The organism is Qipengyuania sp. 902 (assembly GCF_051195295.1).
Lineage (GTDB): Bacteria > Pseudomonadota > Alphaproteobacteria > Sphingomonadales > Sphingomonadaceae > Qipengyuania.
Genome location: NZ_JBNJLJ010000003.1, coordinates 405,029 through 421,525, shown reverse-complemented (window position 1 = coordinate 421,525; position 16,497 = coordinate 405,029). Strand labels below are relative to the sequence as shown.

Below are 16,497 nucleotides of genomic sequence, written 5' to 3'. Positions count from 1 at the left end.
CACCATATTCGAGCGGATATTCAAGCACAGGGGTTTCCAGATGAATCTCGAAAAATTCACCGACCGCGCCAAGGGTTTCCTGCAAAGCGCGCAGACCGTTGCGATCCGCATGAACCACCAGCGGATAACGCCGCTGCATATCCTCAAGGCGCTGCTCGAGGACAATCAGGGCATGGCGGCGCAGCTTATCCAGCGCGCGGGCGGCAATCCAGGCGTGGCGATTACCGAGGTCGATACGGCGCTGGGCAAGATCCCGGCGGTTTCCGGCGGCGGGGCGCAGTCGACGCCGGGCCTCGACAACGATGCCGTGCGCGCGCTCGACCAGGCCGAGCAGCTGGCGGAAAAGGCGGGCGACAGCTTCGTGCCCGTGCAGCGTCTTTTGCAAGCGCTCGCCCTGTCGGACAATGACGCGGGCAAGGCGATCAAGTCAGCCGGCGTCGATGCGAAGTCGCTTGAAGAGGCGATCCAGGAGGCAACTGGCGGCCGCAGCGCGGACAGCGCCAGCGCCGAGGAAAGCTACGACGCGATGAAGAAGTACGCGCGCGACCTCACACAGGCGGCGCGCGACGGCAAGCTCGATCCGGTCATCGGCCGCGACGAGGAAATCCGTCGCACCGTCCAGATCCTCGCCCGCCGCACCAAGAACAATCCCGCCCTGATCGGCGAACCCGGCACCGGCAAGACCGCGATCGCCGAGGGTCTCGCGCTACGCATCGCCAATGGCGACGTGCCCGACAGCCTCAAAGGCCGCACGCTGATGGCGCTCGACATGGGCGCGCTGATTGCTGGCGCGAAGTATCGCGGTGAGTTCGAAGAGCGGCTGAAGGCTGTGCTCGACGAGGTGAAGGGGGCCGAGGGTCAGATCATCCTGTTCATCGACGAAATGCACACGCTGATCGGCGCGGGCGCGTCCGAAGGCAGCATGGATGCGGGCAATCTGCTCAAGCCTGCCCTGTCGCGCGGCGAACTGCACTGCATCGGCGCGACCACGCTCGACGAATACCAGAAGTATGTCGAGAAGGACCCCGCGCTCCAGCGGCGCTTCCAGCCCGTCTATATCGATGAGCCGAGCGTCGAGGACACGATCAGCATCCTGCGCGGCATCAAGGACAAGTACGAGCTGCACCACGGTGTGCGCATCACCGATGGCGCGATCGTCGCGGCGGCGCAGCTCAGCAATCGCTACATCCAGAACCGCTTCCTGCCCGACAAGGCCATCGACCTGATGGACGAAGCGGCGTCGCGCATCCGCATGGAGGTGGAGAGCAAGCCCGAGGAGATCGAGGGGCTCGACCGCCGCATCATCCAGCTGCGGATCGAGGAGCAGGCCCTGCAGAAGGAGAGCGATTCCGCCTCGAAGGATCGCCTCGAAGCTCTGCGCAAGGAGCTGTCCGAACTCGAACAGCAGTCCTCCGAACTGACCACGCGCTGGCAGAACGAGCGCGACAAGATCCATGCCGAGGCGCGGGTCAAGGAAGAGCTCGATCAGGCGCGCATCGAAATGGAGCAGGCGCAACGGGCAGGCGACCTCGCCAAGGCGGGCGAGCTGCAATACGGCAAGATCCCGCAGCTCGAAAAGCAGCTCGCGGAAGCCAGCGGCCAGACCGAGAACGCGCTGCTCAAGGAAGAGGTCACCGAAGATGATATCGCCGGCGTCGTCAGCCGCTGGACGGGCATCCCGGTCGACCGGATGATGGCGGGCGAGCGCGAAAAGCTGCTCGACATGGAGAATATCCTCGCCAAGCGTGTGATCGGGCAGAGCCAGGCGATCGACGCCGTGTCCAAGGCCGTGCGCCGCGCCCGCGCCGGGCTTCAAGACCCGAACCGGCCGCTCGGCAGCTTCCTGTTCCTCGGGCCTACGGGTGTCGGCAAGACCGAGCTGACCAAGGCGCTCGCGGGCTTCCTGTTCGACGACGACCAGGCGATGGTCCGCATCGACATGAGCGAGTTCATGGAGAAGCACGCGGTCGCCCGTCTGATCGGCGCGCCTCCGGGCTATGTCGGTTACGAGGAAGGCGGCGTGCTGACCGAGGCGGTGCGGCGCAGGCCTTATCAGGTCGTGTTGTTCGACGAGGTCGAGAAAGCGCATGGCGACGTGTTCAACGTGCTGCTGCAGGTGCTCGACGACGGGCGTCTGACCGACGGGCAGGGCCGCGTGGTGGACTTCACCAATACGCTGATCATCCTGACTTCGAACCTCGGCAGCCAATATCTGGCGCAGATGACCGACGAGCAGAAGGTCGAGGATGTCGAGCCGCAGGTGATGGATGTGGTGCGCGGCCACTTCCGCCCCGAGTTCCTCAACCGGCTGGACGAGATCATCCTGTTCCACCGCCTGGCGCAGGAGCACATGGCCCCGATCGTCGAGATCCAGGTCTCGCGGGTGCAGAAGCTGCTGAAGGATCGCAAGATCACGATCGACCTGACCGAGGGCGCGAAGAAGTGGCTCGGCCGGGTGGGCTACGACCCGGTCTATGGCGCAAGGCCGCTGAAGCGCGCGGTGCAGCGCTATTTGCAGGACCCGCTGGCGGACAAGATCCTGCGCGGCGAGGTGCCGGACGGTGCCACCGTGGCGGTCGACGAGGGCGACGGCGCCCTGGAGATGGTCGTGAGTTGAGACCAGGAGGCGGTCAGGTCCGCCACCGCAAATAGTCGTCAAACGAAAAAGGGCCCCGGTTTCCCGGGGCCCTTTCTTTCATCCGAAGGTCGCCCTTCGTTCGAACTTACAGCTCGATGTTGAAACCGGCGTACCAGTAACGACCGAAGTTGTCGTACGGTTCACCGCCGGCGATGCCGAGCTGGCCGAAGGGCGGCTTCACGTCGAACGCGTTGTCCACGCCGAGGTAGAAGCTGAACTCTTCCTGCACATCCCAGGTGATGCGGAAGTTGTTGTAGATCTTATCCGAGAAGGTCGGATCTGCATACTGGTCCGCATTGGCCGGATCGAGGGTGACGAGTTCGCCCGGCGTACAGGTGCCGCCCGAGGAACCGACCACACCCGACGTCGGGCACAGACCCTGATACGGGTTCTGGTTCTCGTACGCGCTCTTGTACATCGGACCGATGTAACGCGCCGACCACGTCAGGGCGACATCACCGAAATCGTAGGTCGTATTGAGCGAGGCGGCCCAGTCGGGATCGCCCAGTTCGCTCTTGATACGGTTCGGATTGATCGGCGAAGTCGGATCTTCGAAGAAGTTCAGCTTGAGCAGGTGCGTTGCGATTGCTCGCACGCTCAAACGGTTACCATTGTCGAAGGTCCGGTTGTACCGCACGTCGATGTCGATGCCTTCCGTTTCGCGCGAAGCGAAGTTGATGCCACCCGAAAGCACGGCCGGCTCGACGAAGAGGCCGGTGGTCGCATCGCGGCTAACCGTCGTACAGAAGGGGTTATCGATACCCGTCGGCGAATCGTAACAGTTGTTGAGGATCGTCTGAGCACCGAGAACGGCGATCTGATCTTCGATCTCGATGTTGTAGTAATCGACCGTTACGCTGAAGCCGGGCAGGAAGCGCGGCTCGAGAACCACGCCGAGGGTAAGGGACTTGCCCTTCTCTTCGGTCAGGTTCGGGTTACCGCCGGAGGTAAAGCCGGTCGATGCCGTACGCGCAAGGCAGTTGGTGAATTGATCGCCGACTGCAACCGGGAACGAGCTACCCGCACAGGCCGCTGCAATTGCAGCATTGACCGTGGTCGGAACGCCCGCAGCGGCACAGTTTGCTGCACGGTTCGGGTTGTTGTTGATCGCACCCGTATCGCGGTCGCAGGGGTCCGCCAGGAAGGCGAAGTTCTGCGATTGCGGCGAGTAGAGATCGCTCAACGTCGGCGCACGAACCGAAACGGCGTAACCTGCACGGAAGCGGATATCCGGGATCGGTGCATAGATGCCGTTCACGTTCCACGAGAAGGTCGTGCCGGTTGCGGTGTTGTAGTCCGAAACACGCGCTGCACCGTTGAGGGTCAGCTCTTCGGCGAAGGGCAGGTCCGCCAGCAGCGGAACGCGAAGTTCGCCGAAAGCTTCTTTGACCTTCAGGGCCGGCGGATCGAACGGCTGGATGGCGTTCAGGAACGTGCCGCCGCTTGCGGTAAGTTCGTCGAATGCCTCGTAAGCACGCTCTTCACGGTACTCGCCGCCGATTGCGAATGCGATCGGGCCACCCGGAAGTTCGAACAGACCCGACAGGTCGCCGGCCAGCGAGGCCAGAACCACGAACTGTTCGGCATTGCCTTCGCGGCGACCGGTCGTGTTGACGTAGTCCAGAGCTGCCTGGCTCGGAGCACCGAAGCCGAACAGGTTGATCGGCACACAGTTCGGATCGTCATTGCTCGGATCGGAATCCGCATTGATACGGCAAACCGGGTTACCGGCTCCGTTCAGGACGGCATCGGCAGCCAGGTTGAAGCCTGCCGGATTCCCGTCGAGATCAAACAGGACGAGGTTGTTCAGCGAACGCAGATCGGTTTCGAGACGACCATAGTTTGCCGAAAGCTCGTAGTTCCAGTCGTCGTTGAACGTGCCTTCGATACCGCCGACGATGCGATAGGTCTCACGGGTCTGCAGTTCGCCACGACCACCGAAGTCGATGTTGAAACGCGACAGCGGAACGGTCTGCGTGTTGGTCCGTCCGGCAGAACAAAGGCCGTAGCTCTGAAGCGTGCCGAGCGCCTGATCGTTCAGGAAGGCGTTGTCGCAGAACAGCGGGTTGCCGCCGACATAAGTCGGGCCGCCGACGAAGAAGCTCGGCTGGCCTTCCTGGATGGCTTCGAGGCGAACATACTTCGCTTCGACGAACGGACGGAAAGCGTCGGTGACATCGAAACGGGCAAGGATGTTCGCCGTGTAGCGCTCGAGACCTGCAGCCAGCTGGCCGGTATTGCGCAGAGTGGAGCCGCCACCACCGACGACGTTGCCCGAGAACGGAAGCGGATCGTCAGGCGTATCGACGAACAGGTCGCCGTTCGGCGCAAAGCGAAGATATACGCCGCCGCCGAGGCCGCCGAGCGTACCACCGTCGGAGATCGAACCGTTGCGAACGCCGCAGATGGGTTCGAGGTCGGTGATGCCGTCGCTGCCGAAGGGACCTTCGTCGCTCTGGTCGTCGCTGACGACGTTGTACTGGCAGCGACCGCTGTAGGCGCCGGTCAGATCGTCGCGCTGACGGAAGTACAGCGGGTCCGACTTGGCGTACTCGCCGGAAACCGCGATGTTGCCGCGACCGTCGGCAAAGTTCTTGCCGTAGGTTGCGGAGATAAAGCGGGTTGCACGGTCGCCTTCTTCCGAAATACCGGCCTGGCCGCGAACGGCGAAACCTTCGAAGTCGCGCTTGAGGATGAAGTTCACCACGCCGGCAACAGCGTCCGAACCGTAAACGGCGGAGTTACCGCCGGTCACCACATCGACGCGCTCGAGCAGGTCGACCGGGATCGTGTTGACGTCGACGATGAAGTCGCCCGGCAGTGCCGTGATGTGACGCTTGCCGTTGACGAGGACCAGCGTACGGCTGGTGCCGAGGCCGCGAAGGTCGAGCAGGTTGAGACCGGCCGTACCGATGAAGCGGGTCGAGTTGCCCTGGCTGAAGGTGGTGCGCAGCGACGGAAGATCGTTCAGCGCGTCGCCGAGCGAGATGTCGCCCTGGTTGGTCAGGTCTTCGGCGGTAACGCTGGTGACCGGAACCGGCGATTCGAGGTTCGGACGCGCAATACGCGAACCCGAAACGATGATGGCGTTTGCAGGCGCAGTGTCGACAACGGCGTCCGGGCCTTCGTCGGCCGTGTCGGACGCATCCTGCTCGGACGTGTCGACGTCCTGCGCGTAGGCCGGAGTGGCCAGCGCAAGGGCGGCGAGACCGGCACCGGTAAACAGCGCGGCCCGTCCACCCAGGGTGGAAAAGGTCTTCTTCATGATTGTCAGTCCCCTACTCAAGCCGGGGTTGTCCGGCTGATGGGGCGATAAAAGCAAGCGTTTGGGGCGGACGCAAGCAATGCCTAGGCGAAAAGGCTTGGAGATGGGCAGATCGGGATCGAAGGGTCACCAATTTGCAACAGTTTTGCGAGATCGTCAGATCTTTCGGTCCACAGAGGCGCTGCAGACATCCGGCACACCCTAGCGAACCCGCAGAAACTCGGGGCGTGGCTCGATTTCATTCAGGTAGAAGGCCAATCTGGCTGAATGGCCCGCCGGTTGATCAGTTTCCGCCGCAGATGCTCGCGTCGCTGCAGACGCCCTCGCGATTGGCGAGCCGTCCCGCTTCATCGCGAGTCTCGCTGTAGAAGGCGATCCATTCCTCACGTGTCTTGCACAGCCGCTCCTTCTTCGCCCTCGAGCCGGTCACCTTGAAGGATTTGCAAATTTTCGCATCATCGCCTGCGTCCCGCTTCTCACTATCGGTCGTGCGAGTTTCAGCCGACGTGGCCTGCTTCGAATTTGACTGCATGCTGTGCACGGGCGTCGTGAGAGCGCATAGGCTCAGGGCGATGACGACGGTGGCTGCTTTCATGATGAAGTCCTTCAGCGATCAAATCGCAATGTTATGGAGCGAATGCATAAGTCCCAGGAATGATAGCTTATAAAAAAAGGGGCGGCAACCGCCGCCCCTTTCCTTGGTCGATTACCTTCGAAGATCAGAAGGTCATACGCGCGGTTACCGAGTAACGACGGCCGAGCGGGTCGTACGTCGAGGGGTAGATGTTGCCGCTGTTATATGCGGTCGAACCGATGTTGCTGCCGACCACCTTCGGTTCGTTGTCGAACAGGTTGATGACTGCGGCGGTGAAGCCGAAGTTGTCCGTAACGTTGAAGTTGGCGGTCAGATCGAAGTAGTGTTCAGCACCGATCGTGGTGAATTCCTCGAGGAAGTCACCTGCGAATTCCGGCTCCACTTCGACGGCATCGATGAAGCGCCACCGCAGAGACAGATCGGCATCGCCGACACTCAGCGTGGTACGCTGCGTGAAGGAGAACTCCGGCTGAATCGAAGGGCAGTTGATGCTGTAGTAGCCTACGCAATCGCGATTGAGGCTGTTCGGATCGTTCTGGTTCGCCTTGAACGTCGAACGGTTCGTCCAGTTACCGAAGAAGCTCAGGTCGAGTCCTCCGAAGCCCAGGTCCGTGTTGAAGTTCATGGTCAGGTCGATGCCGTCCGTGAACACGCGGCCCTGGTTGGTCAGGACCAACGGCAGACCCGGCGTGGTCGCGACGCTGCCGAACAGGTTACCGGTCGCCGGGTTACGACGGATTGCGGTACATGCCGGATTGGTCGCCGAAGGCGTGCCGTTGAAGCAGGCACTGAACACGTCATCGATCGTCGGAGTGGTGATCGCGTCGGTGAGCGTGATGTTGTAGTAGTCGAACGTCAGCGTGAAGTTACGCAGGAAGCCCGGCTGGATCACGGCACCGACAGTCCACGTTTCCGCGTTCTCGGCGTCGAGGTTGGGGTTGCCGCCCGAAGTGACGTTAACCTGGCCGGCCGGATCGACGATGATATTGCCGATCGAAGAAGCCGGGGCGCCCTGTGCAAGACAGACGGCACGCAGGTTCGCGTCGTTGGTCGGGGCTGCGCCCGCGCACGGGTCGTTGCTGAAGTTGTCGAGGCCCGTCGTCGGAACTGCGAACAGTTCGGCGATGTTCGGAGCGCGCGTCACCTTCTGGAAACCACCGCGATACTGCACACCGTAAACCGGGGTATAGGTACCGCCGATCTTCCAGGTGTATTCGGTGCCGGTCGTCGAATAGTCGGACACACGGCCCGCCAGTTCGAGCGTCAGTTCCTCGCCGATCGGAGAATCCACCACCAGCGGAACGATGAGTTCGCCGAAGGCTTCCTTCACGTCGTAGCTACCATCGGCGTCGGGCGATGCTGCACCGTTGCCGAGCACCTCGCCGGGCGTCTGCGAAAGCAGGTCCGAACGGCTGAAGGCGTAGTAGTCGCGATATTCGACACCGGCCGCAATGCTGATCGGATCAGCAGCGATACCGAAGCCGAGATCGCCCGAAATGAAGGCTTGGATCTGGCTGAGCTCTGCGCCTTCGGTGCCGGAGTTACCGACGTCGAGGAAATCCTGAACTTCGGGGGTCAGGCTACCGAGCGGACCGAACAGGTTGATCGGCACACAGTCGTTCGAGGTGTCGAGGCAGGTGTCCGGGTTCGTCGAGAGCACGGACTGCTGAAGCCGGGTGAACGTACCGTTGCCCGACTGGCGCGAGACGTTTTCGCTCTCGCCGTATGCACCGAAGATTTCCCAGTCCAGATTGTTGGTCAGGGCGCCGCGCGCACCGGCCTTGACCTGGAAAAGGCGGGTCCGGTACTCGTTCAGACGCGGCCCGAATTCCACGAAGCGACGACCATAGTCGATGCCGACCGTACGATAGTTCGGATCGTTCGGATCGGTCGCCAGTGCAGCGGCATCACATTCCGCCTGGCCGAAGAGGGCCTGTACACCGGCCGCGTCCCCATCGGTGTCGAGTCCGCAAATCTGATTGCGGATGCCGGCCGTCAGGAACGGGTTGGAGAGGGGGGTTTCGAGAACGTTGCGGAAGGTGCCCGACGGAGCGATGATCGTCGAGGTCGTGTTCTGAACGAACATACCTTCGGCAAAGACTTCGATCGCGTCGGTGATTTCGAAGCGGCCGGAACCGAACATGCGGTACTGTTCCAGCGGAGTCTGGTAGACGTTGAACGGGTTGAAGTTGAACGGTGCGTAGAACGGACGCAGCGAATCACCGTCGACCTGCAGCGTTCCGCTGGTCGTGCCGGGAACGGTGATGACGGACGGCACTGCGGTCGACGAACCGCCGGGAAGCCCGCTGAACGACGAAATGTTCTCGCGGCCGTATTCGCGGTCGCCCTGGAAGACGGCTTCGCGATCGGTGTAGCCGACCGAGAACACCGCATTGCCGCGGCCGTCGGCGAAGTTGCCACCGACCGTGAGGTCTGCACGGAACGTGTAACCGTCGCCTTCTTCGGTGATCGCGTTGGTCGCGGCGAGCTCTGCGCCCGAGAAGTCCTGCTTGGTGACGAAGTTGACGACGCCGGAAATGGCATCGGCACCGTAAGCTGCGCCGGCGCCGCCGGTCAGCACGTCCATCCGCTCGAGCAGGGCAACCGGGATCACGTCGATGTTGGTAAGGCCGTTGAGGCCCTGAGGAACCACGCGCGTGCCGTTCAACAGCACGAGGTTGCGGTTGGCGCCGAGGCCACGAAGGTTGATGTAGGTCGAACCGCCGTTGCCGTTGTTGACGTTGGAGCCGACGCTCGGGACGATACCCGGAATCTGACGCAGCGATTCTTCGACCGTGTTGGCCTGCTGCAGCGTCAATTCTTCGGCGGTCACGACCGCAACCGGGCTTGCGCTCTCGATGTTGGGGTCTGCAATGCGCGAGCCGGTGACGACGATCGCCTGTCCGGCCGGGGCCGTTGCTGCCTCTGCTTCAGGCGTTTCTTCCGAAACCTGGGCCATCGCCGGCTGCGCAATCAGCGCAAGGCCGAGAGCGGCGGGAGCCGCGCTGGCTTTGAAATATGTCTGGAGTTTCACTCGATTGTGTCCTTCTTCCGTTACGCGCATCGATCAGTCGATGCGCGTGTAAGAACCCCCATGGATGGACTGCCTGCACCGGTATTCCGAACGACAGGCCCATCGGCGGAATGTGGTGTTTGCATCGCGGGATAGTTACATTGCAAAGCAAATCTGGCAGTTTTCCGTAATGTCTGAACGTGTGTTGCGCGAATCCCACACATGCTGGATGCTGCCTAGCGATCCGATTGCGCCTACGTATGCAGGCGACATTTTTTAGGCGTTGCCGCGTGCCGCTTGACCTTAACGTAAGGCGCACATAGGCGAGTGGCGAAACGAAACCCAATCCGACCCAGTCAACGAGGAGCCTGTCATGCCCGAAGCCTATATCGTCGAAGCCGTCCGCACTGCCGGTGGCCGCCGCGGGGGCCGGCTCGCCGGGGTCCACCCGGTCGATCTCGCCGCTACCTCGCTCGATGCGATCATGGAGCGTAGTGGACTCGAAGCGAAAGCCGTCGACGATGTGGTAATGGGCTGCGTCAGCCAGGGGGGCGAACAGGCGATGCAGGTCGGGCGGAACGCCGTGCTTGCCGCCAAGCACCTGGGCGAGGGCGTCCCAGCCGTCACGATCGACCGCCAGTGCGGCTCCAGCCAGCAGGCGATCCAGTTTGCCGCGCAGGCGGTGATGAGCGGTACGCAGGACGTCGTGATCGCGAGCGGTGTGGAAAGCATGAGCCGCGTGCCGATGGGCTCGACCGCGATGTTCCACATGAAAGAGGGCCTCGGCAACTACAAGTCGCCCGGCCTCGAAGAGAAGTACCCCGGCATCCAGTGGAGCCAGTTCATGGGTGCGGAAATGATCGCGCAGAAGCACGGCTTCTCCAAGGACGACCTCGACCGGTTTGCGCTGCACAGCCACGAGAAGGCGATCGAGGCCACGAAGTCCGGCGCGTTCGAAAACGAGATCGTCGGGGTGGAGATCGAGACGCCCGAGGGCGAGGAATGCCACACGGTCGACGAAGGCATCCGCTTCGACGCCACGCTCGAAGGGATCGCCGGCGTCAAGCTGCTGAGCCCCGAGGGCAAGATCACCGCCGCCACCAGCAGCCAGATCTGCGACGGGTCGAGCGCGGTGCTGGTCGTGTCGGAGAAGGCCCTGAAGGAATACGGCCTCACGCCGATGGCGCGCATCCACAATCTGACCGTAACGGCGGGCGATCCGGTGATCATGCTGGAAGAGCCGCTGTTCGCCACCGACCGCGCGCTGGAGCGTGCAGGCATGAGCATCGGCGATATCGATCTCTACGAGGTGAACGAAGCCTTCGCCCCCGTGCCGCTCGCCTGGCTGAAGCATACCGGGGCGGACCCCGAGAAGCTCAACGTCAACGGCGGCGCCATTGCGCTCGGCCACCCGCTCGGCGCGTCGGGCACCAAGCTGATGGCGACGCTGGTCCATGCGCTGAAGGCGCGCGGCAAGAAATACGGCCTCCAGACGATGTGCGAAGGCGGCGGCGTCGCCAACGTCACGATTGTCGAGGCGCTTTGACGGCTTGCGTCATCCCAGCGAAGCTGGGATCGCGTGCAGCGAAGTCTTACCTATCCGAACCCGATCCCAGCTTTCGCTGGGATGACGAATTGAGAGGACATTTTTCATGGAAGTATCAGCCAACACCCCCGCCGTCGTCACCGGCGGCGCATCGGGCCTCGGTGAAGCCACCGCGCGCGCGCTCGCAGCCAAGGGCGCCAAGGTCGCCATTTTCGACATGAACGAGGAAAAGGGCGAGGCAGTCGCCAAGGACATCGGCGGCGTCTTCTGCAAGGTCAACGTCACCAGCGACGAGGATGTCGACGCCGGATTCGCCAAGGCACGCGAGGCGCACGGGCAGGAGCGGATCCTGGTCAATTGCGCCGGCATCGGCAATGCGATCAAGACCGCCAGCCGCGACAAGCAGTCGGGCGAGATCAAGCATTTCCCGATCAGCGCTTTCGACTTCGTCATCCAGGTGAACCTCATCGGCACCTTCCGCTGCATCGCCAAATCGGCAGCCGGCATGATGAGCCTCGACCCCTTGAGCGACGAGGGCGATCGCGGCGCGATCGTCAACACCGCTTCGGTCGCTGCCGAGGACGGCCAGATGGGCCAGGCGGCCTATTCGGCATCGAAGGGCGGCGTGGTCGGCATGACGCTCCCCATCGCGCGCGACCTGATGCGCGAAGGCATCCGCGTGAACACCATCTTGCCGGGCATCTTCAACACCCCGTTGATGAACGCCGCCCCGCCGCAGGTGAAGGATGCGCTGGCCGCCAGCGTGCCGTTCCCCAAGCGCCTCGGCAATGCGGAAGAATACGCCAATCTCGCCATGTGCATGATCGAGACCGGCTATTTCAACGGCGAGGACGTGCGCCTCGACGGTGCGATCCGCATGGCCCCGCGCTAGGCGTCATTTCGCAGGTAAAGATATTCGCCGCCGGTTCGCACCGCCGAACCGGGGGCGTTTTTCGTTTCAGTATGCGGTTTCCATCAATTGGATCGAGCCCGCCCATTCGTCCTGCTCGGCTGCGTCGGCAAGCAGTTTCGCCACATCGCCGCGCGCGGCTTTGCCTGTGGGATCGACGTCGTCGCCCAACCGGACCGAACCCGTCGGACCGTCATCGGTGAGCGAGACGGGTCGAAGAATGGCGTATTCGAGGCTGCTCTGCTTCAGGTGCTCGTCGGCAGCGTGCTTGGCCTCGAGGTAGTGGGCAAGTTCGCTATCGGGGTCCGGATCGTCGGCGCCGACCGAACTCAGCATGACGAAGCGGCGGACATCGCTGGCTTGTGCGATGTCGATCAGCCGGATCGCGCCGTCGCGGTCGACCTTGTCGGTCATCTCGGAGCTAGTGTCGCCGCCCGAACCGGCTGCGAAGACGACGACTTCGCAGCCCTGTGCGACATCGTCGTCCAGAGCGGTAAGATCGCCCTGCCGCAATGTCACGGTATCGGGGAGTGCGCCCGTATCGGACGAGGCACGCACGAGCGCGATGACGTCATGCCCGCGGTCGCACAGTTCCTTCACGAGACGGGTGCCGGTATTGCCGGTCGAACCGGCTACGAGAATTTTCATCGATTTTCTCCTTGGTTGTGGTCCGAACCGGCGGCAGGCATGGCCGTTCCGAGGAGAAAGTGCGCGGCGCGTCAGAACCAGGCGCGCAGACCGAGCAACAGTTTGAGGCCGTCGGGGTCGTCCCCGGCGGCCTTTGCCATGGAGCGCGTCTCGCCGAGCTTGGTCTCGTATCCCACGCCGACGTAAGGCGCGAACTCGCGGGCGATTTCGTAGCGCAGGCGCAGGCCGGTCTCGAACTTGGTAAGGCCCGCGCCGATCTCGCGCTCGGCAATGTCCTGCGCGGCCAGCTCCATCTCGGCGCGCGGCTGGAGGATCAGGCGCTGGGTCAGCTTCTGGTCGTATTCGCCCTCGATCCGCGCGGTCAGGTCGCCGCGATCGGAGAGGAAGGCTGCGGCATCGACATGCCACATGTAGGGCGCGAGGCCCTGGACGCCGAGCACGAGGTGGCTGCGCGTTTCCGGTTCGACGTCCAGCCGCACACCCGCCTGCAGGTCGAAGAACGGGCCGATGGCATGGCCCCAAAGCGCTTGCACTTCGGCATCCTCGACTGCCCCGCCGAACTCGCCTTCGCCTTCGGACTTGATCACGAGCTTGTCGATGTCGCCGCCGTACCAGCCTTGCAGATCCCAGAGATAGCCGTCCTCGCCCTCGCCGATGCGCGCTTCGAGCCGCTCGGCCATCAGCGTGCCGGTTGTCATATCGCCATGCGTCGCGTGATTGGTCGCGCGGGCCTCGGCCATGACAGCGGGGCCGTAGATCGCGTCCGCCGCATGTTGCGGTCCCTCGAAAGCTTCGGGCGGAGGCGGGCCTTCCGGCAAATCGCCGACCTGATGCGCGGAATGGTCCATGGTCGAATGGTCCATTTTGGGCGCGCCGGTCATGTCGGGGAGGACGAAAGGCGCGGGTGCCTGCCCGTGCTGCGAATGGTCCTCCGCCGCCGGTTCCTTTTCCGGCTGCTGCTGGTGCGCGGAGTGATCGGGCATGGCATGGCCGGAATGATCCTGCGCGGCCAGTGGAGCCGCCGCCAACGTCAGCGCAGCGCCGAGGCCTAGTTGCGCTCTCATGCTTCGTCCTCCGCCGCCGGGAACGGACGCACGGTCACCGTCTGCATCATGCCGGCATGCATGTGGTAGAGCAGGTGGCAGTGGAAGGCCCAGTCGCCCGGCTCGTTCGCGGTTACGTCGAAGGTGGCGGTGCTGCCCGGCTGGACCACCACCGTGTGCTTCAGCGGCTGGTCCATCATCCCTGCACCATTGACCAGTTCGAAGAAATGGCCGTGCAGGTGGATCGGGTGCGCCATCATCGTGTCGTTGACCAGTTTCACGCGCACGCGCTCGTCATAGGCGAAGCGGATCGGATCGTCGGTGACGGCGGAGAATTTCTCGCCGTCGAAGCTCCACATGTAGCGTTCCATGTTCCCGGTCAGGTGGATGGTCAGCTGGCGGGTCGGCATGCGATGCGGGTTCGGCCGCGCGGCCTTCAGGTCGGTATAGCGCAGCACGCGGTGATCGACCGTGTCGAGGCCGAGGCCGGGGAAGTCCATCCGGTCCATCGGCATGGGCGCGACCATGTCGATCCCGGGGCCGACCTTCACGTCGGGCGGCAGTTTCGAGGTATCGCGCATCGAATGGTCCATCGATCCGTGATCCATCGCGCCATGATCCATCGCAGGGCTTGCTTCGCCGCCGCCATGGTTCATGCCCGAATGGTCCATCCCGCCGTGACCACCATGCGCATCGTGGTTCATCGCGCCGCCGTGTGCGCCGTCCATTGAACCCATGCCCATGTCCGCCATCGTCAGCGTCACCGGCTCGCGCAGCGGGGGCGGGGTGGCGCGATGGCCCTTGTGCGAGGTGAGCGAAGCCAGCCCCATGCCGCTGCGGTCCATCGCTTCGGCGACAAGCGCGTGGCTGCCCGCGGGCGGCCTGACGATCACGTCATAGGTCTCCGCCACGCCGATCTGGAACTCGTCCACTTCGACCGGCGCGACATCCATCCCGTCGGCTGCGATCACCGTCATCGGCACGCCGGGAATGCGGATATTGAAGAAGGTCATGGCGGAGCCGTTGATGATCCGCAGTCGCACCCGCTCGCCCGGCGCGAACAGATATTCGAGCCCGTCCATCGGCCCGTGCCCGTTGACGAGGAAGGTGTAGGTCGCGCCAGTGACATCCGAAATGTCGCGCGGGTTCATCCGCATCCCGCCCCACATCAGCCGCTCGTCCAGCGGCATATCGCCTTCGCTGGCGGTCTGCATCTGGTAGTTGAAGTAATGCTCGCCGACCTTGAGCATGCGCGCAATCTCGTGCGGGTGGCGCGGGCTGAACTCGCTCAGCAGCACGACATAGTCGCGGTCGTAGCGCGGATCGGGTTCGGCGCTCTCGATGACGATGGGGCCGTAATGGCCCTCCTGCTCCTGCAAGCCCGAATGGCTGTGCCACCAATAGGTGCCGCTCTGCCGGATCGGGAATTCGTAGGTGAAGGTCTCGCTAGGTTTGATGCCGGGGAAGCTTACGCCCGGCACCCCGTCGAACTGGAACGGCAGCAGCAGCCCGTGCCAGTGGATCGAGGTATCTTCCGCCAGATTGTTCGTCACTTCGATGCGGACATTCTGCCCTTCGCGCAGGCGCACCAGAGGACCGGGCACCGTGCCGTTGACCGCGATGGCATGGCCACTGCGAGCGCCGACACCGAAATGATGCCGGTCCACCGAAAGGGCGATGCGTTCGCCCGAAACTTCTCCGAAACCCTGCCGCGCGTGGGACAGGCTCTCGCCCCGCGCCCAAGCGGGCATGGCGAGGCCGCTGGCCAGCAGGCCGGTCGAGCCGAGCATGAATTTCCGGCGGTCGGTATGCAATGCGGTCACTCGAGTTGTATCTCCTGAAACCCCGTCTAAGATACCCCCCTAGGGTATTCAAGGGCGAACAGGGTCATGAGTGACACACAAGCAATCGGAAACCGGCTGAAACGGATCGAGGGGCAAGTGCGCGGCGTGCAGCAGATGGTTGCGGAAGACCGCTATTGCATCGACATCCTGCACCAGATCCAGGCGATCAAATCGGCCCTGGCGCGGGCGGAGGACGAAATCCTGCGCAATCACGCGGCGCATTGCGTCGCCGGAGCCATCGCCTCGGGCGACGAGGACGAGCAGCGGCAGAAGTTCTCCGAACTGGTCGATTTGTTCGCGAAAACGAAGCGCTGAAAAAATACCGATAGGGGGCCGACGATGACAAACGAACACGGCAAGCACGAAGGCAATTACAAGCGGTTCATGGCGATGGTGGGGACCTCCACCGCGATCATGTTCGGCCTGATGTACCTCAACACCTACCAGCTCGACCATGTCATGTGGAGCGAGACGCGGTTCTGGATGACCTTCGTGATGGGCGCGGTGATGGCTGTGGTCATGCTCGCCTTCATGGGGGGCATGTACAAGAACAGGGCGAAGAACTGGATCATCATTGGTGTGTCGGTGCTCACCTTCGCCGTGGCGCTGTGGCTCGCCCGCAGCCAGCAGACGATCGACGACAGCGAATGGATGTCGGCGATGGTCCCGCACCACTCGATCGCCATCCTCACCAGCGAACGCGCGCATATCGAGGACAAGCGGGTGCAGGAACTCGCCAATTCGATCATCAAGGCGCAGCGCAAGGAAATCGCGGAGATGAAGTGGCTGCTCGATGATATCGCGGCCAACGGCACGGCGACGACCGAGGAAGAGGCGGCTGCGCGGCCGGTGCCGGAAATGGAAGGCTTCCTCAATCCCGACGGCGGCGCCACGCCCTGAGCGGGATTTCCTACTTGGCAAGGGCCGATTATGCGGGGCGTGATGACGATCGTTCGTCCCACGCCTGAAGCAGCTCGACCTCTGGCTCGCACCTG

General features: G+C 63.2%; 11 protein-coding genes. 5 read left to right on the top strand and 6 right to left on the bottom strand.

Annotation, left to right across the window (positions count from 1 at the left end):
* Positions 1 to 40: 40 nt before the first annotated feature.
* Positions 41 to 2,617, top strand: a complete 2,577-nt coding sequence (gene clpB / locus ACSH0F_RS11685) for an ATP-dependent chaperone ClpB (protein ID WP_435202957.1) — start codon at positions 41 to 43, stop codon at positions 2,615 to 2,617.
* 106 nt (positions 2,618 to 2,723) lie between these two features.
* Here clpB and ACSH0F_RS11680 read toward each other — a convergent pair whose 3' ends face one another.
* The 3 genes from ACSH0F_RS11680 to ACSH0F_RS11670 form a co-directional block, all read right to left on the bottom strand.
* Positions 2,724 to 5,903, bottom strand: a complete 3,180-nt coding sequence (locus tag ACSH0F_RS11680; RefSeq protein WP_435202955.1) for a TonB-dependent receptor domain-containing protein — start codon at positions 5,901 to 5,903, stop codon at positions 2,724 to 2,726.
* Between the two features lie 283 nt (positions 5,904 to 6,186).
* Positions 6,187 to 6,498 carry a hypothetical protein gene (locus tag ACSH0F_RS11675; RefSeq protein ID WP_435202953.1) on the bottom strand — a complete coding sequence of 104 codons (312 nt, stop codon included), beginning with the start codon at positions 6,496 to 6,498 and terminating at the stop codon, positions 6,187 to 6,189.
* 124 nt (positions 6,499 to 6,622) lie between these two features.
* A complete protein-coding gene (locus tag ACSH0F_RS11670; protein ID WP_435202951.1) occupies positions 6,623 to 9,532 on the bottom strand; it encodes a TonB-dependent receptor domain-containing protein in 2,910 nt (969 codons plus the stop codon).
* A gap of 352 nt (positions 9,533 to 9,884) precedes the next feature.
* On the opposite strand from ACSH0F_RS11670, the gene ACSH0F_RS11665 reads away from it, so the two are divergent.
* Together ACSH0F_RS11665 and ACSH0F_RS11660 are read left to right on the top strand one after the other, a co-directional pair.
* A complete protein-coding gene (locus tag ACSH0F_RS11665) occupies positions 9,885 to 11,057 on the top strand; it encodes an acetyl-CoA C-acetyltransferase (RefSeq protein WP_435202949.1) in 1,173 nt (390 codons plus the stop codon).
* A gap of 106 nt (positions 11,058 to 11,163) precedes the next feature.
* Positions 11,164 to 11,949: an SDR family NAD(P)-dependent oxidoreductase gene (locus ACSH0F_RS11660; protein WP_278327453.1), complete on the top strand. Its 786-nt coding sequence runs from the start codon at positions 11,164 to 11,166 to the stop codon at positions 11,947 to 11,949.
* Between the two features lie 66 nt (positions 11,950 to 12,015).
* Here the strand turns inward: ACSH0F_RS11660 and ACSH0F_RS11655 are convergent, their stop codons facing one another.
* The 3 genes from ACSH0F_RS11655 to ACSH0F_RS11645 form a co-directional block, all read right to left on the bottom strand.
* Positions 12,016 to 12,615: an SDR family oxidoreductase gene (locus ACSH0F_RS11655; protein WP_435202946.1), complete on the bottom strand. Its 600-nt coding sequence runs from the start codon at positions 12,613 to 12,615 to the stop codon at positions 12,016 to 12,018.
* Between the two features lie 71 nt (positions 12,616 to 12,686).
* Positions 12,687 to 13,679, bottom strand: a complete 993-nt coding sequence (locus tag ACSH0F_RS11650) for a copper resistance protein B (protein ID WP_435202944.1) — start codon at positions 13,677 to 13,679, stop codon at positions 12,687 to 12,689.
* Positions 13,676 to 15,481 carry a copper resistance system multicopper oxidase gene (locus tag ACSH0F_RS11645; protein WP_435202942.1) on the bottom strand — a complete coding sequence of 602 codons (1,806 nt, stop codon included), beginning with the start codon at positions 15,479 to 15,481 and terminating at the stop codon, positions 13,676 to 13,678. Before ACSH0F_RS11645 ends, ACSH0F_RS11650 begins: the two co-directional genes overlap by 4 nt.
* A gap of 66 nt (positions 15,482 to 15,547) precedes the next feature.
* On the opposite strand from ACSH0F_RS11645, the gene ACSH0F_RS11640 reads away from it, so the two are divergent.
* Positions 15,548 to 15,817 carry a metal-sensitive transcriptional regulator gene (locus ACSH0F_RS11640; RefSeq protein ID WP_435202940.1) on the top strand — a complete coding sequence of 90 codons (270 nt, stop codon included), beginning with the start codon at positions 15,548 to 15,550 and terminating at the stop codon, positions 15,815 to 15,817.
* 24 nt (positions 15,818 to 15,841) lie between these two features.
* A complete protein-coding gene (locus ACSH0F_RS11635) occupies positions 15,842 to 16,402 on the top strand; it encodes a DUF305 domain-containing protein (RefSeq protein ID WP_435202938.1) in 561 nt (186 codons plus the stop codon).
* The last annotated feature ends 95 nt before the right edge of the window (positions 16,403 to 16,497 follow it).